Source organism: Burkholderia latens, from assembly GCF_001718795.1.
In the GTDB taxonomy this organism is placed as follows: Bacteria; Pseudomonadota; Gammaproteobacteria; order Burkholderiales; family Burkholderiaceae; genus Burkholderia; species Burkholderia latens_A.
The window spans coordinates 3,250,328-3,269,746 of sequence record NZ_CP013435.1; the positions used below are offsets into that span (position 1 = coordinate 3,250,328).

General features: G+C 65.2%; 18 protein-coding genes. 6 read left to right on the forward strand and 12 right to left on the reverse strand.

Annotation, left to right across the window (positions count from 1 at the left end):
• Positions 1–84 precede the first annotated feature (84 nt).
• On the forward strand, positions 85–1,137 hold the full coding sequence (locus tag WK25_RS15070; RefSeq protein WP_069241867.1) for an NAD(P)-dependent alcohol dehydrogenase: 1,053 nt from the start codon (positions 85–87) through the stop codon (positions 1,135–1,137).
• 103 nt (positions 1,138–1,240) lie between these two features.
• Here the strand turns inward: WK25_RS15070 and WK25_RS15075 are convergent, their stop codons facing one another.
• From WK25_RS15075 to gatC, 5 genes are all read right to left on the reverse strand, one after another.
• Positions 1,241–2,014 carry an exodeoxyribonuclease III gene (locus WK25_RS15075; RefSeq protein ID WP_040142514.1) on the reverse strand — a complete coding sequence of 258 codons (774 nt, stop codon included), beginning with the start codon at positions 2,012–2,014 and terminating at the stop codon, positions 1,241–1,243.
• Between the two features lie 80 nt (positions 2,015–2,094).
• Entirely contained in the window at positions 2,095–2,934 is an 840-nt protein-coding gene (locus WK25_RS15080) for a polyphosphate kinase 2 family protein (RefSeq protein ID WP_040142515.1), read from the reverse strand.
• Positions 2,935–3,059: 125 nt separating this feature from the next.
• The gene (gatB, locus tag WK25_RS15085; RefSeq protein WP_069241868.1) at positions 3,060–4,535 is read right to left on the reverse strand and encodes an Asp-tRNA(Asn)/Glu-tRNA(Gln) amidotransferase subunit GatB; all 1,476 of its coding nucleotides are present in this window, start codon (positions 4,533–4,535) and stop codon (positions 3,060–3,062) included.
• Positions 4,536–4,539: 4 nt separating this feature from the next.
• A complete protein-coding gene (gene gatA, locus WK25_RS15090; protein ID WP_040142518.1) occupies positions 4,540–6,030 on the reverse strand; it encodes an Asp-tRNA(Asn)/Glu-tRNA(Gln) amidotransferase subunit GatA in 1,491 nt (496 codons plus the stop codon).
• Between the two features lie 66 nt (positions 6,031–6,096).
• Positions 6,097–6,396, reverse strand: a complete 300-nt coding sequence (gatC, locus tag WK25_RS15095; RefSeq protein WP_006407213.1) for an Asp-tRNA(Asn)/Glu-tRNA(Gln) amidotransferase subunit GatC — start codon at positions 6,394–6,396, stop codon at positions 6,097–6,099.
• Between the two features lie 367 nt (positions 6,397–6,763).
• Between gatC and WK25_RS15100 the strand changes: the two genes are divergently transcribed.
• From WK25_RS15100 to rodA, 5 genes are all read left to right on the forward strand, one after another.
• Positions 6,764–7,807, forward strand: a complete 1,044-nt coding sequence (locus WK25_RS15100; protein ID WP_004189550.1) for a rod shape-determining protein — start codon at positions 6,764–6,766, stop codon at positions 7,805–7,807.
• 128 nt (positions 7,808–7,935) lie between these two features.
• Positions 7,936–9,027 (forward strand): rod shape-determining protein MreC, encoded by a 1,092-nt coding sequence (mreC, locus tag WK25_RS15105; RefSeq protein WP_069241869.1) that lies wholly within the window; start codon positions 7,936–7,938, stop codon positions 9,025–9,027.
• Positions 9,027–9,539: a rod shape-determining protein MreD gene (gene mreD / locus WK25_RS15110; protein ID WP_011886346.1), complete on the forward strand. Its 513-nt coding sequence runs from the start codon at positions 9,027–9,029 to the stop codon at positions 9,537–9,539. The genes mreC and mreD overlap by 1 nt, the downstream gene beginning before the upstream one ends.
• A 112-nt stretch (positions 9,540–9,651) precedes the next feature.
• The gene (gene mrdA, locus WK25_RS15115) at positions 9,652–11,940 is read left to right on the forward strand and encodes a penicillin-binding protein 2 (protein WP_040142527.1); all 2,289 of its coding nucleotides are present in this window, start codon (positions 9,652–9,654) and stop codon (positions 11,938–11,940) included.
• Positions 11,941–11,951: 11 nt separating this feature from the next.
• Positions 11,952–13,100 (forward strand): rod shape-determining protein RodA, encoded by a 1,149-nt coding sequence (rodA, locus tag WK25_RS15120; protein WP_040142529.1) that lies wholly within the window; start codon positions 11,952–11,954, stop codon positions 13,098–13,100.
• 105 nt (positions 13,101–13,205) lie between these two features.
• Here rodA and WK25_RS15125 read toward each other — a convergent pair whose 3' ends face one another.
• The 7 genes from WK25_RS15125 to WK25_RS15150 all read right to left on the reverse strand — a co-directional run bounded on the left by WK25_RS15125 (position 13,206) and on the right by WK25_RS15150 (position 19,353).
• On the reverse strand, positions 13,206–13,982 hold the full coding sequence (locus WK25_RS15125; protein ID WP_069241870.1) for a tetratricopeptide repeat protein: 777 nt from the start codon (positions 13,980–13,982) through the stop codon (positions 13,206–13,208).
• Positions 13,979–14,764: an HpcH/HpaI aldolase family protein gene (locus WK25_RS15130; protein WP_040142533.1), complete on the reverse strand. Its 786-nt coding sequence runs from the start codon at positions 14,762–14,764 to the stop codon at positions 13,979–13,981. Before WK25_RS15130 ends, WK25_RS15125 begins: the two co-directional genes overlap by 4 nt.
• Positions 14,765–15,063: 299 nt before the next feature.
• Positions 15,064–15,516, reverse strand: coding sequence for a 6-carboxytetrahydropterin synthase QueD (queD, locus tag WK25_RS15135; RefSeq protein WP_040142535.1), 453 nt, complete (start codon positions 15,514–15,516; stop codon positions 15,064–15,066).
• Positions 15,517–15,534: 18 nt separating this feature from the next.
• Positions 15,535–16,167 carry a 7-carboxy-7-deazaguanine synthase gene (gene queE / locus WK25_RS15140; RefSeq protein ID WP_069241871.1) on the reverse strand — a complete coding sequence of 211 codons (633 nt, stop codon included), beginning with the start codon at positions 16,165–16,167 and terminating at the stop codon, positions 15,535–15,537.
• Between the two features lie 75 nt (positions 16,168–16,242).
• A complete protein-coding gene (queC, locus tag WK25_RS15145) occupies positions 16,243–16,977 on the reverse strand; it encodes a 7-cyano-7-deazaguanine synthase QueC (protein ID WP_040142538.1) in 735 nt (244 codons plus the stop codon).
• Positions 16,978–17,484: 507 nt separating this feature from the next.
• Positions 17,485–17,691, reverse strand: coding sequence for a hypothetical protein (locus WK25_RS31240; protein ID WP_156789031.1), 207 nt, complete (start codon positions 17,689–17,691; stop codon positions 17,485–17,487).
• Positions 17,692–17,712: 21 nt separating this feature from the next.
• The gene (locus WK25_RS15150; protein ID WP_069241872.1) at positions 17,713–19,353 is read right to left on the reverse strand and encodes an anti-phage dCTP deaminase; all 1,641 of its coding nucleotides are present in this window, start codon (positions 19,351–19,353) and stop codon (positions 17,713–17,715) included.
• Positions 19,354–19,419 lie beyond the last annotated feature (66 nt).

The window sequence follows — 19,419 nt, forward strand, 5'->3', positions numbered from 1 at the left end:
ATGAGCACCTGTCTCGCCGCATCGCCACAAGATGCGGCGGCAGTCTGTTTCGCCGGATGTTTTCCCGGACAAGGAGCCCCCTGCATGAGCACAACCTACGCTTACGCGGCGACCGACGCACGCTCGCCGCTCGCCCCGTTCGAATTCCAGCGCCGCGCGCTGCGCGACCTCGACGTCCAGATCGACGTGCTGTACTGCGGCGTGTGTCACTCCGACCTGCATCAGGCCCGCAACGAATGGCGCAACACGATCTATCCGGTCGTGCCGGGCCATGAAATCGTCGGCCGCGTGACCGCGACCGGCCCGCAAGTGTCGCGCTTCAAGGTCGGCGAGCTGGTCGGCGTCGGCTGTCTCGTCGATTCGTGCCGGACCTGCGCGAGCTGCGCGGAAGGTCTCGAACAGTATTGCGAGAACGGCTTCGTCGGCACCTACAACGGCCAGGATCGCGTGACCGGCGACGTCACTTACGGCGGCTATTCGACGCAGCTCGTCGTCGACGAGGCGTTCGTGCTGCGCGTGCCCGACACGCTCGACCCGGCTGGCGCCGCGCCGCTGCTGTGCGCGGGGATCACGACCTATTCGCCGCTGCGCCAGTGGAACGCCGGGCCGGGCAAGAAGGTCGGGATCGTCGGCCTCGGCGGCCTTGGCCACATGGGTGTGAAGCTGGCGCGCGCGATGGGCGCGCACGTGGTGCTGTTCACCACGTCGCCGTCGAAGATCGAAGACGGAAAGCGGCTCGGCGCGCATGAAGTGGTGATCTCGAAGGACGAAGCGCAGATGAACGCGCACCTGAACAGCTTCGACTTCATTCTGAATACGGTCGCCGCGCAGCACGACCTGAATCCGTTCCTGCACCTGTTGAAGCGCGACGGCACGATGACGCTCGTCGGCGCACCGGAGCACGATCATCCGTCGCCGCAGGTGTTCAACCTGATCTTCAAGCGCCGCCGCCTGGCGGGCTCGCTGATCGGCGGGATCGCGGAAACGCAGGAAATGCTGGATTTCTGCGCGGAGCACGGCATTACGTCCGATATCGAGATGATCCCGATGCAGCAGATCAATGCCGCTTACGAACGGATGCTGAAGAGCGACGTGAAGTACCGGTTCGTGATCGACATGGCGTCGCTCAAGCAGTAACGCGGTAACGCAGCACGCGACGGAGCAGACGAAACGGGCCGCATGTTCGACATGCGGCCCGCTTTTTTTGCATCCGGCGGCTGGATTGCGGCGATAGCGGCGGTTACTTCTTGTAGTCGTAATCGACCGTCAGCGGCGCGTGATCGCTGAACTTGATGTCCTTGAAGATCGACGTGCTTTTCGCGGTGCCGGCAACGCCCGGCGTCGCGATCTGGTAATCGATCCGCCACCCGACGTTCTTCGCGTAAGCCTGACCGCGGTTGCTCCACCACGTGTACTGCTCGGGGCGCGGGTCGAGCGTGCGGAACACGTCGACATAGCCAACCTCGTCGAACAGCTGCGTGAGCCACGCGCGCTCTTCCGGCAGGCAGCCCGAGTTCTTCTGGTTGCTCTTCCAGTTCTTGATGTCGATTTCCTTGTGGACGATGTTCACGTCGCCGCACAGGATCACCTCGCGCTTTTTCTTCAGTTCGGCGAGGTGCGGCATGAACTCGTCCATGAAGCGGTACTTCGCCTGCTGGCGCTCTTCGCCGCTCGAGCCGGACGGCACGTACACCGACACGACCGACAGCTTGCCGTAGCGCGCCTCGACGTAGCGCCCCTCGGCGTCGAATTCGCTGCTGCCGAAACCGATGATCACGTCATCGGGCTCGTGGCGGCTGTACAGGCCGGCGCCGCTGTAACCCTTCTTCTCGGCGTGATGGAAATAGCTCTTGAAGCCGTGCGGCTCGACGAATTCGGCCGGCAAGTCGTCGGCCGACACCTTGATTTCCTGCACGCACACGCAATCGGCGTTCTGTTCGCCGAGCCATTCGAAGAAGCCTTTCTTCGCGGCTGAGCGGATGCCGTTCAGGTTGGCGGTAATCACTCGCATCATGTCGGGTTCCGTTGTTCAGTCCAGGTCGGTTCAGTTCAATTGAATGCAGCTTTGTTCGATGCGTGTCGCGGCATCGCGGCCTAGCCGATCTTCACGCCTTCGAGTTCCGGCTTCGGCGGCGGGAATTCGAGCTTCATGTCGGACATCGCGCGCAGCAGCAGCTCGGCAATCATCACGTTGCGGTGGGTTTTCGAATTCGCCGGGATCACGTACCACGGCGCATGCTCGGCCGACGTCGCGGCAAGCGCATCGCGATACGCCGATTGATATGCGTCCCAGTGCTTGCGCGCGTCGAGATCGGCGATGTCGAATTTCCAGTGCTTGGTCGGATCGTCGATGCGCGCCTGCAGCCGCTCGCGCTGCTCGTCCTTCGAGATATGCAGGAAGCACTTGACGATCGTCGTGCCGTTCTCCGCAAGCATCGTCTCGAAATCGCGGATCTGCCGGTAGCGGCGCTCGCATTCCTTGTCGTTGATCAGGCCGAGCACGCGCGGCACCAGCACGTCTTCATAGTGACTGCGGTTGAAGATCGCGAGCTCGCCCGCGGCCGGCACCTGCGCGTGCACCCGCCACAGGAAATCGTGCGCGGCCTCGATCGGCGTCGGCGCCTTGAACGGCACGATACGCAGGCCGAGCGGATCGACGTCGCGGAACACCGCACGCACGGTGCCGTCCTTGCCGCTCGTGTCCATCCCCTGCAGCACGAGCAGCATGCGTTTCTTCTGCTGCGTATGCAGACGCTCCTGCTGCACGTCGAGCTCCGTCGACACGGCGGTGAGCCGCTCGCGGTCGGCCTCCTTCGAGCCCGACGAGAACGGCTTCGCGCCCGGGTCGAACGCATCGAGCGTGAATGCGGCAGCTTCCTTCTCGCGCGTGCTGTACGGCACGCGGAAATCGTCGAGCGACGGTTGTTTCGCCATTCGTTCCTCCGTTGGACGGTGCGATGCACACGTCACACGATACCGCATGCACCAAAGCGACGGGCCGCCCCGAACAGCGTCGGCGGCGGCCCGTGCTCAGGCGCGGCTCAGGCGCGCCGCCATGGTCAGCCGAGCTTCTTCTTCAGCAGCTCGTTGACCTGCTGCGGGTTCGCCTTGCCCTTGGTGGCCTTCATCGCCTGGCCGATCAGCGCGTTGAACGCTTTTTCCTTGCCGGCGCGGAATTCCTCGACCGACTTCGCGTTCGCCGCGAGCACCTCGTCGATGATCGCTTCCAGCGCGCCGGTGTCGGAGATCTGCTTCAGCCCCTTCGCGTCGATGATGCGGTCGGCCGCGCCTTCGTCGGCCGCCTTCTCGTCCCAGATCGTCGCGAAGATTTCCTTCGCGATCTTGTTCGAGATCGTGCCGTCGGCGATGCGCTGCAGCACCAGCGCGAGCTGCGCGGCCGATACCGGGATCGCGTCGATCTCGATGCCGTCGCGGTTCAGCTGCGACGATACGTCGCCCATCAGCCAGTTCGCGGCGATCTTCGCATTCGCCGCGCCGGCCTTTGCGACGACCGCCTCGAAGTACGCGGCCATCGCCTTGCTCGACGTGAGCACGCCGGCGTCGTACGCGGACACGCCGTACTGCTCGGCGAAGCGCTGCTGCATCGCGGCCGGCAGTTCGGGCATCCCGGCCTGCACGCGCTCGATCCAGTCCTGGCCGATCACGAGCGGCATCAGGTCGGGATCAGGGAAGTAGCGGTAATCGTGCGCGTCTTCCTTGCTGCGCATCGACCGCGTCTCGCGCTTGTCCGGATCGTACAGGCGCGTTTCCTGCACGACTTCGCCACCGTCCTCGATCAGCTCGATCTGGCGACGCACTTCGTAGTTGATCGCTTCCTCGAGGAAGCGGAACGAGTTCAGGTTCTTGATCTCGGCGCGCGTGCCGAACTTCTCCTGGCCGAGCGGCCGCACCGACACGTTCGCGTCGCAGCGGAACGAGCCTTCCTGCATGTTGCCGTCGCAGATGCCGAGCCACACGACGAGCGCATGCAGCGCCTTCGCGTACGCAACGGCCTCGGCCGCGCTGCGCATTTCCGGCTCGGTGACGATCTCGAGCAGCGGCGTGCCTGCGCGGTTCAGGTCGATCCCGGTCATCCCGGCGAAGTCTTCATGCAGCGACTTGCCCGCGTCTTCCTCGAGGTGCGCACGCGTCAGGTTGACGGTCTTCTCGTATGCGGCCTTGCCGGCCTTTTCGTTGGCGGGCACCTGGATCGTGATCCGGCCGCCCTGCACGACCGGGATCTCGTACTGGCTGATCTGATAACCCTTCGGCAGATCGGGGTAGAAATAATTCTTGCGCGCGAAGATGCTGCGCGGCGCGATGGTCGAGCCGATCGCGAGACCGAAGCGGATCGCCCGCTCGACCGCGCCGCGGTTCAGCACCGGCAGCACGCCCGGCAGCGCCAGGTCGACCGGGCACGCCTGCGTGTTCGGCTCGGCGCCGAACTGCGTCGACGCGCCGGAGAAAATCTTCGAGACGGTCGACAGTTGCGCGTGCGTCTCGAGGCCGATAACGACTTCCCACTGAGTAGCCATATGCTTACACCCCTGCCGGTACTTGCTTGTGCCAGTCGGTCGCGCGCTGGAACGCGTCGGCGACCTGCAGCATCCGGGCTTCGTTGAAATAGTTGCCGATGATCTGCAGACCAACCGGGCGCTTCGCGTTTGCGCCGGCGCCGAAGCCGCACGGCACGCTCATGCCGGGCAGGCCGGCGAGGCTCACCGACAGCGTGTAGATATCCGCGAGATACATCTGCACCGGATCGTCGCCCTTCGCGCCGAGATCCCATGCGACCGTCGGCGACGCCGGGCCCATGATCACGTCGCAGGACTTGAACGCTTCCTGGAAATCGTTCGCGATGATGCGGCGGATCTTCTGCGCCTGCAGGTAGTACGCGTCGTAATAGCCGTGCGACAGCACGTACGTGCCGACCAGGATCCGGCGCTTCACTTCGGGCCCGAAGCCTTCGGCGCGCGACTTCTTGTACATGTCGAGCAGGTCGCCGTACTGCGCTGCGCGGTGGCCGAAACGCACGCCGTCGAAACGCGACAGGTTCGACGACGCCTCGGCCGGCGCGATCACGTAGTACACCGGAATCGACAGCTGAGTCTTCGGCAGCGACACCGGCACGAGCGTTGCACCGAGCGCTTCGTATTGCTTCAGCGCCGCGTCGATCGCCGCGCGCACGTCGTCGGCGAGACCGTCGCCGAAATACTCGTTCGGCAAGCCGATGCGCAGCCCCGCGAGCGGCTTGCCCGCGTCGTTGCCGGCAGCCCACGGCTGGCCGAGATGGCGCGTGAAGTCTTCATCGTCGCGCTCGAGGCTCGTCGAGTCGCGCTCGTCGAAGCCCGCCATCGCGTTCAGCAACAGCGCGCAGTCGGACGCGCTCTGCGCCATCGGGCCGCCCTGGTCGAGCGACGACGCGAACGCGATCATCCCGTAGCGCGACACGCGGCCGTAGGTCGGCTTGATGCCCGTCACGCCCGCGAACGACGCGGGCTGGCGGATCGAGCCGCCGGTGTCGGTGCCGGTCGCGGCCGGCGCGAGGCGCGCGGCGACGGCCGCCGAGCTGCCGCCCGAGCTGCCGCCCGGCACCGCGTTCGTGTCCCACGGGTTCTTCACCGCGCCGAACGCGGAATTCTCGTTCGACGAGCCCATCGCGAACTCGTCCATGTTGGTCTTGCCGAGCGTGACCATGCCGGCTGCCTGCAGCCGGGCGACGACGGTCGCGTCGAACGGGCTCTCGTAGTTCGCGAGCATCTTCGAGCCGGCGGTCGAACGCCAGCCGCGCGTGACGAACACGTCCTTGTGCGCGATCGGCAGGCCGGTCAGCGGGCCGCCCGCGCCGCGCGCGAGTTCGGCGTCGGCGGCCTTCGCCTGCGCAAGGGTGAGGTCCGCGTCGACGTGGACGAACGCGTTCAGGTCGCGGGCCGCGTCGATCCGTTTCAGGTAGAGCTGCGCGAGCTCGACGGCCGAGCATTCCTTGGCGGCAAGCGCGGCGCGCAGTTCGGTCAGGCTTTTTGCGTGCATTGAGTGGTTTTCCTGGGAATTCTGGGTGGCGCGCGGCGCGGCGCCGGCGCGCTTGTCATCGAATGCTTACTCAATCACCTTCGGCACGAGATAGAGGCCGTCCTGGACGGCCGGCGCCGGACGCTGGTTGTCGTCGCGATTGACGACTTCGGTCACGGCGTCGTCGCGCAGGCGTTGCGCGACTTCCTGGATCTGTTCGATCGGGTGGGCGAGCGGCGCGATGCCGGCGGTGTCGACCGCCTGCATCTGCTCGACGAGGCCGAAGAATTCATTGAGCTGGCCGAGCGTATGCTCGGCGTCGGCGTCGGCCATTTCGAGTCGCGCCAGGTGCGCGATGCGTTTCACATCGGTCAAGGTCAGGGCCATGCGATCACCGGAAAAACAAGACTGCGCAGCGCATCGAAAACTGCGCTGCGGCGGGGGTTGAAGGGTGCGATCCCACCCTCAAAAATCGGGGCCGAAGCGGCAAAAATACCGCCCGTTTCGATTCAAATACCGAGAAATTATAAGGTATCATTACGCGTTCGACCCAAACCCGGCAGCCTTTTCCCGCACCGTTTCGCCCTGTTCCGGCAAAGCCGTGCGTGCTTCGTGCGATCCCCGGTAGACATCACTCGCAGCTTCGTGCGCCGCGGCGGCCGCTTCCGCCACGTTTCCCGAGGCTGTTATTTTTTCCGCTGCCGCCCTCAGCGCTCGCTATGCAGGGCCGGCCCAGAGCGAAACAGGATTCTGAATGTTCGGTTTTTTGCGCAGCTATTTCTCCAACGATCTCGCGATCGACCTCGGCACCGCAAACACCCTGATCTACATGCGCGGCAAAGGCATCGTGCTGGATGAGCCGTCCGTCGTGTCGATTCGCCAGGAAGGCGGCCCCAACGGCAAGAAGACGATCCAGGCGGTCGGCAAGGAAGCCAAGCAGATGCTCGGCAAGGTGCCGGGCAACATCGAGGCGATCCGCCCGATGAAGGACGGCGTGATCGCCGACTTCACCGTCACCGAGCAGATGATCAAGCAGTTCATCAAGACGGCGCACGAGTCGCGGATGTTCTCGCCGTCGCCGCGCATCATCATCTGCGTGCCGTGCGGCTCGACGCAGGTCGAGCGCCGCGCGATCAAGGAAGCCGCGCACGGCGCGGGCGCATCGCAGGTCTACCTGATCGAGGAGCCGATGGCGGCCGCGATCGGCGCGGGCCTGCCGGTGTCGGAAGCCACCGGCTCGATGGTCGTCGACATCGGCGGCGGCACGACCGAAGTCGGCGTGATCTCGCTCGGCGGCATCGTCTATAAAGGCTCGGTGCGTGTCGGCGGCGACAAGTTCGACGAAGCGATCGTCAACTACATCCGCCGCAACTACGGGATGCTGATCGGCGAGCAAACCGCCGAGGCGATCAAGAAGGAAATCGGCTCCGCGTTCCCGGGCTCCGAAGTCAAGGAAATGGAAGTGAAGGGCCGCAACCTGTCGGAAGGCATTCCGCGCAGCTTCACGATCTCCAGCAACGAAATCCTCGAAGCGCTGACCGATCCGCTGAACCAGATCGTGTCGTCGGTGAAGATCGCGCTCGAGCAGACGCCCCCGGAACTCGGCGCGGACATCGCCGAGCGCGGGATGATGCTGACGGGCGGCGGCGCGCTGCTGCGCGACCTCGACCGCCTGCTCGCGGAAGAAACCGGCCTGCCGGTGCTCGTCGCCGAAGACCCGCTCACCTGCGTCGTACGCGGTTCGGGGATGGCGCTCGAGCGCATGGACAAGCTGGGCAGCATCTTCTCGTACGAGTGATCGCCTAAGCAGTCCAGTTTGATATGGCGCACCCGCGGCGTGGCCGGATCGCTCGTTCAGAACGAACCGCCACGCCGTTTGCGCGTCTGAGCATCATTTAACCGATCACCACGCGCCCGGCGCCGACCATGGAATACAGTCCGCCGCCCCTCTTCAAGCAAGGTCCGCCCGCGCTCGCGCGGCTCATCTTCTTCGTCGCCCTCGCCATCGCGCTTCTCGTATCGGACGCGCGCTTCAGCACGCTCGAAATCGTCCGCGGCGTGCTCGGCACCGTGCTGTATCCGCTGCAACGCGCGGCCCTCGTGCCGCGCGACCTGTTCATGGGTGCGGCCGACATCGCGGTTACCGGCGCGTCGCTGCGCCATGAGAACGACGCGCTGCGCAAGCGCAACCTGCAGCTGTCCACACAGGCCAACCAGGCCGCGGTGCTCGCGCAAGAGAACACGCATCTGCGCGCGGTGCTGGAGCTGCGCCAGCACATCGCGACACAATCGACGCCGGTCGAGATCCAGTACGACACGAGCGATCCGTTCACGCAGAAGATCGTGATCGGGCAAGGTTCGCAGCAAGGCATCCAGAACGGCGCACCGGTCGTCAGCGAGGACGGCGTGGTCGGCCAGGTCACGCGCGTGTTCCCGCTGCAGGCGGAGGTCACGCTGATCACCGACCGCGATCTCGCGATTCCCGTGCAGGTGCTGCGCACCGGGCTGCGCAGCGTGATCTACGGCACGCCGAAGGGCGATTCGCTCGATCTGCGCTTCGTGCCGACGAGTTCGGACCTCGTCGCGGGCGACGAGCTCGTCACGAGCGGCCTCGACGGCGTGTATCCGCCCGGGTTGCCGGTCGCGAAAGTCGTGCGCGTCGACAAGCTCGCCGATACCGCGTTCGCACGCGTCACGTGCGCGCCGGTCGCCGCCGTGCGCGGCGCGCGCGAGATGCTCGTGCTGCATTACCAGAACGACGTCCCGCCGCGCCCGGCCGAGTCCGATCCGGCCGCCGACAAGAACGCGAAGGGCAAGAAGGGCGCCAAGGCCGCTGCTAAAGGTGACAAAGGCGATAAGGGCGAAAAGGCCGACAAGGGCGACGATGCCGGCGCGAACGTGAAGCCTGCCGCCGCGGCCACGCCGGGTGCGAAACCCGCGCCGACAGTGCCTGTCGCGCCCGCCAAGCCCGCTGCCGCGACCGCGAAGCCCGCGGCCGGGCAATCAGGAGCCCAGTGATGAACCGCCCGCAATACATCCTGCAGCCGGTCAATCCGTACTTCATCGTCTTCAGTCTCGCCGCCGCGTTCCTGCTGAACCTGATGCCGTGGGGCCGCCTGCCCGGCGTGCCCGACTTCGTCGCGCTCGTGCTGCTGTTCTGGAACATTCACCAGCCGCGCAAGGTCGGCATGGGCGTCGCGTTTGCGCTCGGCATCCTGATGGACGTGCATGACGCGGGGCTGCTCGGCGAGCATGCGCTCGCCTATACGCTGCTGTCGTACGGCGCGATCACGATCCATCGCCGCGTGCTGTGGATGCCGATCGGCGTGCAGGTGCTGTACGTGACGCCGCTGCTCGTCGGCGCGCAGCTGGTGCCGTTCGTGATCCGCCTCATGATGGGCGCCGCGTTTCCCGGTTGGCGCTATCTGGTGGACGGCTTCGTCGAGGCCGCGCTGTGGCCGATCGCGAGCCACCTGCTGCTGATGCCGCAACGCCGCCCGGTCGACCCGGACGATACGCGCCCCATCTGAGCACCGACCTTGAACACCCGCCGCCCTCACGCCCGCTGCGCGCCGCGCTTCCGGCGGCCCCTCGCCCGCGCGTGCGTCGCACGCATGCATGGGCCGGATCGACTGTAACCGCATGACCGAATTCAACGACACCCAACAGCAGCTCTCGAAGTTCCGCCTGCGCGTCGCGGCGGCGGGCGTGTTCGTGTTCGTGTGCTTCGGGCTGCTCGCAAGCCGCTTCTTCTACCTGCAGCTGATGCAGCACGGCAAGTACGCGCTGCAGGCCGAGGAAAACCGCATCTCGGTCGCGCCGATCGTGCCGAACCGCGGGATCATCACCGACCGCAACGGCGTGGTGCTCGCGAAGAACTACTCGGCGTACACGCTCGAGATCACGCCGTCGAAGCTCAACGACACGCTCGACAACACGATCGACAAGCTGGCCGAGATCATCCCGATCGACGCACGCGACCGCCGCCGCTTCAAGAAGCTGCAGGAAGACTCGAAGAACTTCGAGAGCCTGCCGATCCGCACGCGCCTCACCGATGCGGAGGTCGCGCGCTTCACCGCGCAGCGCTTCCGCTTCCCCGGCGTCGACGTGCGCGCGCGGCTTTTCCGCCAGTACCCGCTCGGCATGACGGCCGCGCACGTGATCGGCTACATCGGCCGGATCTCGAAGCGCGATCAGGATCGCATCGACGCAATGAGCGACGACAACGACAGCGATCAGGAACATTACGATCCGCGCCGCGACGCGAACAACTACAAGGGCACCGACTACATCGGCAAGATCGGCGTCGAACAGAGCTACGAAACCGAGCTGCACGGCCTCACGGGCTTCGAGGAAGTCGAGGTGACGGCCGGCGGCCGGCCGGTGCGCACGCTGTCGCGCACGCAGGCGACACCCGGCAACAACCTCGTGCTGTCGCTCGACATCGGGCTGCAACAAGTCGCCGAGCAGGCATTCGCCGGCAAGCGCGGCGCGCTGGTCGCCATCGAGCCGAAGACGGGCGACGTGCTCGCGTTCGTGTCGTCGCCGAGCTTCGACCCGAACTCGTTCGTCGACGGCATCGACCAGCAGACCTGGGACGAACTGAACAACTCGCCCGACAAGCCGCTCCTGAACCGCCCGCTGCACGGCACCTACCCGCCCGGCTCGACGTACAAGCCGTTCATGGCGCTGGCCGGCCTGACGCTCGGCAAGCGCTCGCCCGGCTGGGGCTTCCAGGACCCCGGCTATTTCACGTTCGGCGGCCATACGTTCCGTAACGACGTGCGCTCCGGCCAGGGCTGGGTCGACATGAACAAGGCGATCATGGTGTCGAACGACACCTATTTCTACATGCTCGCACGCGACCTCGGCGTGAACGCGATCGCGAACTTCATGAAGCCGTTCGGGTTCGGCCAGATCACGGGCATCGACATCCAGGGCGAGGCGCGCGGGATCCTGCCGTCGACCGACTGGAAGAAGAAGGCCTTCAAGAAGGCCGCGCAGCAGAAGTGGTTCGACGGCGAGACGATCAGCCTCGGGATCGGCCAGGGCTACAACTCGTTCACGATCCTGCAGCTCGCGCACGCCACCGCGACGCTCGCGAACAACGGCGTCGTGATGAAACCCCACCTCGTGAAGGAAGTCGAGGATCCGATCACGCGCGCGCGCCATTTGACGGTGCCGAAGGAAAGCGATGTGATCCCGCTGAAGCAGGCCGACATCGACGTCGTGAAGCGCGGGATGGAAAACGTGATCGAAAACCCGTCCGGCACCGCGTACAAGGTGTTCCGCGGCACGCCGTATCTCGCGGCCGGCAAGACCGGTACCGCACAGGTGTTCTCGCTGCAGGGCTCGAACTACAAGGGCCACCTGCTCGCCGAACACCTGCGCGACCACGCGCTGTTCATCGCATACGCGCCGGTCGACCATCCGCAGATTGCGCTCGCGCTGGTCGTCGAGAACGGCGGCTGGGGCGCGCAGGCCGCGGGCCCGATCGCACGGCGCGTGCTCGACTACTACCTCGTCGAGCGCCAGAACCCCAAGAACGAGGCCGCGGCGGTGGCCGCCGCCGCGTCCGCAACCGAACCTGTTAGCGCACCGGTGATCGGCGATGCGGTGAAACCCGCCGTCGTCGCGGCCGGCTTCACCGCGCTGCCGCAGCCGGTCGTACCGACCGCCGCGAGCGCGGCGGACGCCGCTTCGGTTGCTGCCGCCGCTTCGGCCGCTTCGGCAGCCGAAGCATCAAGCGCGGCGCAGCCCGCCGAAGCGGGCGCCGCGGCGCCGCGCGCCGCGAGCCTGCCGCCGATCCGGCGCCCGCACCGGCCGCGCCGGCCCGCGAGTGACGCGCAGCCGCTCGCCGCCGCACCGCGCGACGACAACTCCCGTGCCAACGCCGCCGCGAAAGCGGCGAACGCCGGCACCGCTCATTAACGGAGAAAGGCATGCAATTCGACAAGCGCGCCTGGCTCGACAAGATCAAGCAGATGTTTGCGGGCTTCGACCGCCCGCTCGCCCTTATCGTGTTCCTGCTGCTGTGCGTCGGCATCGTCACGCTGTACAGCGCGAGCATCGACATGCCCGGCCGTGTCGAGGACCAGTTGCGCAACATCCTGCTGACGTTCGTGCTGATGTGGGTGATCGCCAACATTCCGCCGACGACGCTGATGCGCTTCGCGGTCCCGCTCTATACGTTCGGGGTTGCGTTGCTGGTCGCGGTCGCGCTGTTCGGGATGACCAAGAAGGGCGCGAAGCGCTGGCTGAACGTCGGCGTCGTGATCCAGCCGTCGGAAATCCTCAAGATCGCGACGCCGCTGATGCTCGCGTGGTACTACCAACGCCGCGAAGGCGGACTGCGCTGGTACGACTTCGTCGCCGCATTCGGGATCCTGCTGGTGCCGGTCGGCCTGATCGCGAAGCAGCCCGACCTCGGCACCGGCCTGCTCGTGTTCGCGGCCGGCTTCTTCGTGATCTACCTCGCCGGCCTGTCGTTCAAGCTGATCGTGCCGGTGCTCGTCGCCGGCGTGATCGCGGTCGGCTCGATCGCCGTGTTCGAGGAACGCATTTGCCAGCCCGAAGTGCAATGGCCGCTGATGCACGACTATCAGAAGCACCGCGTGTGCACGCTGCTCGATCCGACGTCCGACCCGCTCGGCAAGGGCTTCCACACGATCCAGGCCGTGATCGCGATCGGCTCGGGCGGCGCGCTCGGCAAGGGCTACCTGAAAGGCACGCAAGCCCACCTCGAATTCATTCCGGAGAAGCATACCGACTTCATCTTCGCGGTGTTCTCGGAGGAATGGGGGCTCGCCGGCGGCCTCGTACTGCTGACGCTGTACATGGCGCTGATCGCGCGCGGGCTCTACATCGCCGCACAGGGCGCGACGCTGTTCGGCCGGCTGCTAGCCGGTTCGCTCACGCTGGCGTTCTTCGTCTACGCGTTCGTGAACATCGGGATGGTGAGCGGCGTTTTGCCGGTGGTCGGCGTGCCGCTCCCGTTCATGAGCTACGGCGGCACCGCGCTCGCGACGCTCGGCGTCGCGATCGGGATGATCATGAGCGTCGGGCGACAGCGGCGGCTGATGAAGAGCTGACGGCGCCCCACAGCGCGCGGTCGCACCGCATTCGCAGCAACGAAAAACGGCGCACCGGCGCCGTTTTTCGCTGTGACGGCCGTCGGGTGCCGTGATCCGGATCGCTCACTGCGGCGTCGCGCGCGGGCTACCCGGGTCGGCTTCGGCGCCCGACGCCGGCTCCTGCGCCTTAAGCCGCGCACTCAGCTCCTTGAATTTCAAACCGGCGGCCTCGTCGCCGTGCGCGGCTGCAGCGGCGTAATACGCGCGCGCGATGTTCAGATTCTGCGTGACGCCGTCGCCGCCGCGCTCGTAGAACGAAGCCGTCACGTACTGCGCGGTCGGCTCGCCTGCGTCGGCCGCCTGCTTGTACCACACGAACGCCTGCCGGTTATCGCGCGGCGTGCCGCGTCCGTCGAGGAACTGGTTCGCGAGCGACAGCTCGGCCTGCACGTGCCCCTGCTTCGCCGCGCGCAGGAACCAGCGGTGCGCTTCGGCCGGATTGCGCGCGACGAACTCGCCGTCGTCGAACATCCGCCCGTACACATACTGCGCGTGCGACATGTTCGCGTCGGCGGCCCGTTTCAGCCAGCGCAGCCCTTCGTCCACGTTCGCGGTCACGCCAACGCCGGTGAGCAGCATCATCGCGTAGTTGAACTGCGCGAGCCGGTCGCCTCGTTCGGCCGCATCGTGGAACTGCACCAGCGCCGCGCGATAGTCGCCGGCGTTGTAATCGGCGACCGCCGACTGCGTCTCGTGCGCCGGGTCAGGCTTCGTGTGCGGCGCATTCTGCGCCCATGCGGCCGCGCAGACGGCCAAAAGCCCGAGCGTCGCGCCGATCCGCCCGCGTGCGTCGATCGCGCGCTGCGCGCGCCCATTGCCCGTATCGCCACCGCCGTTCATGACCGTGCCTCCTGCAGCGCCTGCCGTGTCGCGCGCAGCAGCCAGGTCACGTCGGCAGACAGCGTAATCATCCGGTAGCCTGCCTCGCGATATTGCCGCGCGCTCGCCGTATCGCTCGCGAAGATGCCGACCGCGACGCCGGCGTGCTTGCCTGCCGCGAGCACGCGCGCCATCGCGGCTTCGACGTCCGGGTGACGGCTGTCGCCGAGATGCCCGAGGCTCGCCGCCAAATCGGCCGGGCCGACGAACAGGCAGTCGATGCCCGGCGTCGCGGCGATCCGCTCGACTTCGTCGATCCCGCGCGCCGATTCGATCTGCACGATCACCGCGACCTGCGCGTTCGCGGTCTGCAGGTACTCGCGGCGCATGCCGTATGCGGCCGCCCGTACCATCCCGGCGACGCCGCGCAGCCCGTCCGGCGAATCCGGCGACGGAAAGCGCGTGAGCCGCACCGCGTGCGCGGCCTCGTCGGACGTCTCGACGCAAGGGAACATCAGCGTGCGCGCGCCGGCGTCGAGCGCGCGCTTCACAAGCCACGGCTCGCGCCCCGGCACGCGGACGACGGGCTCGCTCGGCAGATGCGCGGCGGCCAGCGCGCGCAGCTGCGATGCGACGTCGCGACTGTCGTTCGGCGCGTGCTCCATGTCGATGCAGAGCCAGTCGTAGCCGGCGTGCGCGAGCGCTTCCGCGACCGAATCGCATCCGAGCGACAGCCACAGGCCATACAGCGGCTCGTCGCCGTCGCGCAGACGCTGCTTGAGGGAATTGGTGAGCGTGCTCATCGATACGGGCTCCTGGACGGAACGGCAATCGAACGGGACAAGCAACGGACGGAAGCGGCAAAGCGTCGTGCGGCGCAGCACGGAACCGGACCGCCCCCTAGAACGTTAGTCGGCGCCTGGCGGCCGATCTGACGGCGGGACAGCGTGATCGCGCGCGGGGCGCGCGCTCCGGCGCCATGCGACGATCATAGCGCGGCGACAGGCGGATGTGGGATCAGGCGGGAAGCGGCGGCGGGCGGGACCGCACGGCGCGGTGGGAGGGCAGCGCGCGGGCCGGCGCGGCTGCCGCGAATGGAAGATCAGCGGCCCGGTTGACGCTCGACGTCGGCCCAGCAGTTCGGCGTTTCGTACAGGCGCACACGCTCGAGCCGCAGATTCACGCCGTAATGCGCGTCGTACACGTTCGCGAGGATGTCGAACGCGATCGCCGCGAGGTTCTCGACGGTCGGGATCCGGTCGAGCACGACGGTCTTGTGGTCGGCCATCTGCTCGAGGAACGAGCGCACGACCTCGTCGCGCGCATAGACCAGGAACGCGTGATCCCACTTGTTGACGAGGTGCTCGACCGCGAGCGCCTTCACGTCGGCGAAATCCATCACCATGCCGCGATCGGGCGCCCCCTCGGTATCGACGAGATCGCCGCGCAGCGTGATTTCGAGCACGTAGCGATGGCCGTGCAGGTTCCTGCACTGGCTGCGGTGATCGGGAATGCGGTGGCCCGCGTCGAATTCGAGTTTTCGGGTAATCAGCACGATGTCAAAAGCCGTGGCTCAGGGAATGTTCAGATATTTGTGGGTCTGCATCGACAGCCGCCACTGCGGATGCCGCTTGCACCAATCGATCGCGAGCTTCGTGTTGATGTCGCGCGACGGGCCGTCCATCGGCTGCACGAGAAAATACTCGAAATCGAGCTTCGCGTAGTCGGCAAGCCGCTGGTTGTCCTGCGGAATCACGACCTTCAGTTCGTTGCCTTTCGTGACGACGAGCGGCGCGTCGGCCTTCGGGCTCACGCAGATCCAGTCGATCGTGTCGAGCACGGGCAGCGACCCGTTGGTCTCGATCGCGATCTCGAAACCGGCCGCGTGCAGCGCGTCGACGAGCGGCTGGTCGAGCTGCAGCATCGGTTCGCCGCCCGTGCAGACGACGAAACGGTGCGCTTCGCCGTCCGGCCACAGCGCGGCGATCGTCGCCACCAACGCTTCGGCGTCCTTGAATTTGCCGCCGTTCTCCCCGTCGGTGCCGACGAAGTCGGTATCGCAGAAGCGGCACACGGCGTCCGCACGATCCTCTTCGCGGCCCGACCACAGATTGCAGCCGGCGAACCGGCAGAACACGGCCGGCCGGCCCGCGTTCGCGCCCTCGCCCTGCAACGTGTAGAAAATTTCCTTGACCGCGTAAGTCATCGTGCTTCGTCCGGCTCGCGCCGCTCGTTGTCGATCAGAATTCGTTGTTCATCCGGCGCCGCCCGCGCATCCGCGTCACAGCGGCGCTTCGGTCACGCGCTCGCCCTTCAGGTAAGCCTCGTAGCCGCGCTTGCGCAACTTGCACGCCGGGCATTCGCCGCAGCCGAAGCCCCAGTCGTGCAGTTCCGCGCGCTCGCCCACGTAGCACGTGTGCGTCTCGACGCGGATCAGTTCGACGAGCGCCGCGCCGCCGAGCTGTTCCGCGAGCTGCCAGGTCTGCGCCTTGTCGAGCCACATCAGCGGCGTCTCGAGCACGACGCGCGTGTCCATCCCGAGGTTCAGCGCGACCTGCAGCGCCTTCATCGTGTCGTCACGGCAGTCGGGATAGCCGGAGAAGTCGGTCTCGCACATCCCGCCGACCAGCACCCGCAACCCGCGGCGATACGCAATCGCGGCCGCGATCGTCATGAACAGCAGGTTGCGGCCCGGCACGAAGGTGTTCGGCAAGCCGTTCGCCGCGGTCTCGATCTCGATCGTGCGCGTCATTGCGGTATCGCTGATTGCGCCGAGCACTGACAGGTCGATCATGTGATCGTCGCCGAGGCGATCGGCCCATGCGGGAAACTGGCGCTTGAGCGCCTCGCGCACGCCTTCGCGACATTCGAGCTCGACGCGGTGCCGTTGGCCGTAATCGAAGCCGAGCGTCTCGACCGTCTGGTAGCGTTCGAGGGCCCACGCCACGCACGTGGCCGAGTCCTGCCCGCCGGAAAACAACACGAGCGCGCCGTCTTTAGCGTCTGTCCGAATCACCGTGATACTCCGTGAATGTGTAGGCTCGCGTCGCGCTGCGCGCCGGGGCCGGCTGCCGCCGGGCGGCCCGACGCGTGCCGGCCTGCGCCGGCTCGACCAGTATAGGCAGCGTGACCGGCCGCGGACGCGGCGTCGCGCTTATACCGCCCATCGCGCGGCATCGTTGCCGCGCGTCACGGCAGCACCAGCGGGCAGCCAGCCGTGCCGCCTCAAGCAATGCGCTAAGTCATTGAGCGGGCAAGGATTTTATCATGCCCCGCCGAATGCTGCCGGGCACGTCGCCACTGACGCGCGATACCCACCACAAACGAAAAACCCCAAGAACCTTCCGATTCTTGGGGTTTTAAATGCTGGTGGCGGAGTATACCAGCAAAAACGACCGCCGTGCTGTAGCTATCGGGAGCTACGTACATCAGCCAACTTCAAAGAGGAAATCCGAGGTCGTTTACGAGTACGCTCGTATGCCCTCTGATTCCCGCCCGACCCTTGGCGGTCGGGCGACCTAGATCAAAAGTAATAAGCGCGCCGCAGCACCCGCTCAAGCAATCGAGCTTCCCGCTCAGAAGCCTGCTTGTCAGCCCGGTCTATACGACTTGGCATGCGCAGTATTTTTGCTTCGCTGACCGCCCCCATATGACCCTGACCGTCCGTCAGTTGAGATACGGGATCTGGGGAAACCTCGAAATTCAGCGACAGCTGCTCAATTCGACTCATCTGATCCCCCGGTTTTGTCTTTCACGCTCCATCGGACTTACCATCCGACTTAGCAGGGACGGCCCCTGACGACGGCGTCTCAGGCAGCCCGAATTGTAGACTACGAACCGCCACAGACTCAAGCGTTGGGATGGCCTCAAGTGTAATCGCTGTAACGGGGTGCGGCGATCTAGCCCTCATTCTCCCGGTGGCAGGATCCTTGCGCCCTTCGCCATGTGCGGAGAAGAATTTCAGGAAACGAGATGGTGCGACGCCATCGAAGGGGAGGATGCGGACTTTCTCCGCATCAGCTTCGCGCTCAGTAATGGCGTCGGAGTGGAGCTTCGTAGCCAAGCTCTTTCGATACGGCTCCAAGAAATAAACCTCGGTAATACCTGCTGCGACAATGTGTCGTGCGCACGAATGACACGGGTAGGTCGTGACGAACAACTTCCCGCCCCGAACCTTGCTGCCATGAGTCGCGCCAGCATTCAGCAACGCGTGCATCTCCGCATGCACCGCCCTAGAAAACTCAATCAAGCTCTTCAGTTGCGTGTCGTGGCGGATTAAGTCAAAAGCCTCCTTTTGCTTGTCATCAGCGACAATCTTCTTCTGGACCATTCTCGATACAACAGCATTTGCTATCAGGTCCTTCTCTTCGTCATTGAAACAATGCCCTCCGTCCATGTTCCAACAGCGATGATCGTGATCAGACGAGTCCCCGGAATCCCGCGCCTCATACAAGCCACCGAACGGCCGCGGCACATCGTTCCAGCCGACGGAGATAATTTCCCCGTCCGCGCTTGTGAGTGATGCGCCGACCTGGCGTGACAGGCAAGCAGAATTGCGCGCAGCCGAGTAAGCCGCATACATGGCGCGTTCATTTGGCGTAGGCGTCGCAATCCGCGTCCCAAGCATCAGATCAAGAAACCGTTTAACTCGTGATCGCAATTGCGAATCAGTACCGGCGTCGGCGCGTAGAAAGAAATCTGATTGCGGAAAGGTGTCGCGAACCTGCTGACCGTAATCCGCCTCCTCACCAGAATCGCGGTCGATCAGCTGATACACGTCATCGCCACGGTTGGGGCGCTTAGACAAACGATCAATTCTCATCTCCACCGGTGTGTAGACACCGACGACATGTAGCATGTCTCCATAGACCGATCTCAGGAGCCGCAGCTCTTCAATATTCTTGACTGAATCAATTATGTGGCAGCTTCGAATTGAATAAATCGGCTTTAAATCTGGATCGGTCTGCTCCTCACCAAACAAATCAGCCTGATTTGTGTCGTCACGCGCTTCGCCCAATGCCTCCCTCGCAAGCGCAATCTGCTTAATTGCGACTCGTGCGAGGATGGCGTTGCCACGTTCTCGTCGAAGCTTGTTGCCCGCCTCAATGAGCTCCTTGATAGAGCAATTTGGGTCCGTCAGACCAGATAAGTCTCTAATTTCATCGCTGAGCCGAATAATAGAAACCTGCTCATATCGATAATCGGTACCCTGCAGGAGCTCCATAAAAGTCTTGGCTACGTCATGCAGTGGGGTACCCATTGGCCCACAAAGCGCGATAACAATTTCCGCAGTTCGCGACCGATCAATCGTCTGCTGATCGTCCAGTGCAGCGCCTTTGGCTCTCGGAGTCCGCCTCGGCGCCGGCACAACCTCTAAGTTCGATTTCGACATATGGTCTCATCTTGGGTACGTTATTGGACAGAGGATACCCCTTTCCCGAACAGACGGAGGTATCAG

Excerpts from the sequence above, each read along its gene's own strand:
- WK25_RS15070 (WP_069241867.1), top strand. The coding sequence starts at position 85 with ATGAGCACAACCTACGCTTACGCGGCGACCGACGCACGCTCGCCGCTC.
- WK25_RS15075 (WP_040142514.1), bottom strand. The coding sequence starts at position 2,014 with ATGATGCGAGTGATTACCGCCAACCTGAACGGCATCCGCTCAGCCGCG.
- WK25_RS15080 (WP_040142515.1), bottom strand. The coding sequence starts at position 2,934 with ATGGCGAAACAACCGTCGCTCGACGATTTCCGCGTGCCGTACAGCACG.
- gatB (WP_069241868.1), bottom strand. The coding sequence starts at position 4,535 with ATGGCTACTCAGTGGGAAGTCGTTATCGGCCTCGAGACGCACGCGCAA.
- gatA (WP_040142518.1), bottom strand. The coding sequence starts at position 6,030 with ATGCACGCAAAAAGCCTGACCGAACTGCGCGCCGCGCTTGCCGCCAAG.
- gatC (WP_006407213.1), bottom strand. The coding sequence starts at position 6,396 with ATGGCCCTGACCTTGACCGATGTGAAACGCATCGCGCACCTGGCGCGA.
- WK25_RS15100 (WP_004189550.1), top strand. The coding sequence starts at position 6,764 with ATGTTCGGTTTTTTGCGCAGCTATTTCTCCAACGATCTCGCGATCGAC.
- mreC (WP_069241869.1), top strand. The coding sequence starts at position 7,936 with ATGGAATACAGTCCGCCGCCCCTCTTCAAGCAAGGTCCGCCCGCGCTC.
- mreD (WP_011886346.1), top strand. The coding sequence starts at position 9,027 with ATGAACCGCCCGCAATACATCCTGCAGCCGGTCAATCCGTACTTCATC.
- mrdA (WP_040142527.1), top strand. The coding sequence starts at position 9,652 with ATGACCGAATTCAACGACACCCAACAGCAGCTCTCGAAGTTCCGCCTG.
- rodA (WP_040142529.1), top strand. The coding sequence starts at position 11,952 with ATGCAATTCGACAAGCGCGCCTGGCTCGACAAGATCAAGCAGATGTTT.
- WK25_RS15125 (WP_069241870.1), bottom strand. The coding sequence starts at position 13,982 with ATGAACGGCGGTGGCGATACGGGCAATGGGCGCGCGCAGCGCGCGATC.
- WK25_RS15130 (WP_040142533.1), bottom strand. The coding sequence starts at position 14,764 with ATGAGCACGCTCACCAATTCCCTCAAGCAGCGTCTGCGCGACGGCGAC.
- queE (WP_069241871.1), bottom strand. The coding sequence starts at position 16,167 with ATGACTTACGCGGTCAAGGAAATTTTCTACACGTTGCAGGGCGAGGGC.
- WK25_RS31240 (WP_156789031.1), bottom strand. The coding sequence starts at position 17,691 with ATGAGTCGAATTGAGCAGCTGTCGCTGAATTTCGAGGTTTCCCCAGAT.
- WK25_RS15150 (WP_069241872.1), bottom strand. The coding sequence starts at position 19,353 with ATGTCGAAATCGAACTTAGAGGTTGTGCCGGCGCCGAGGCGGACTCCG.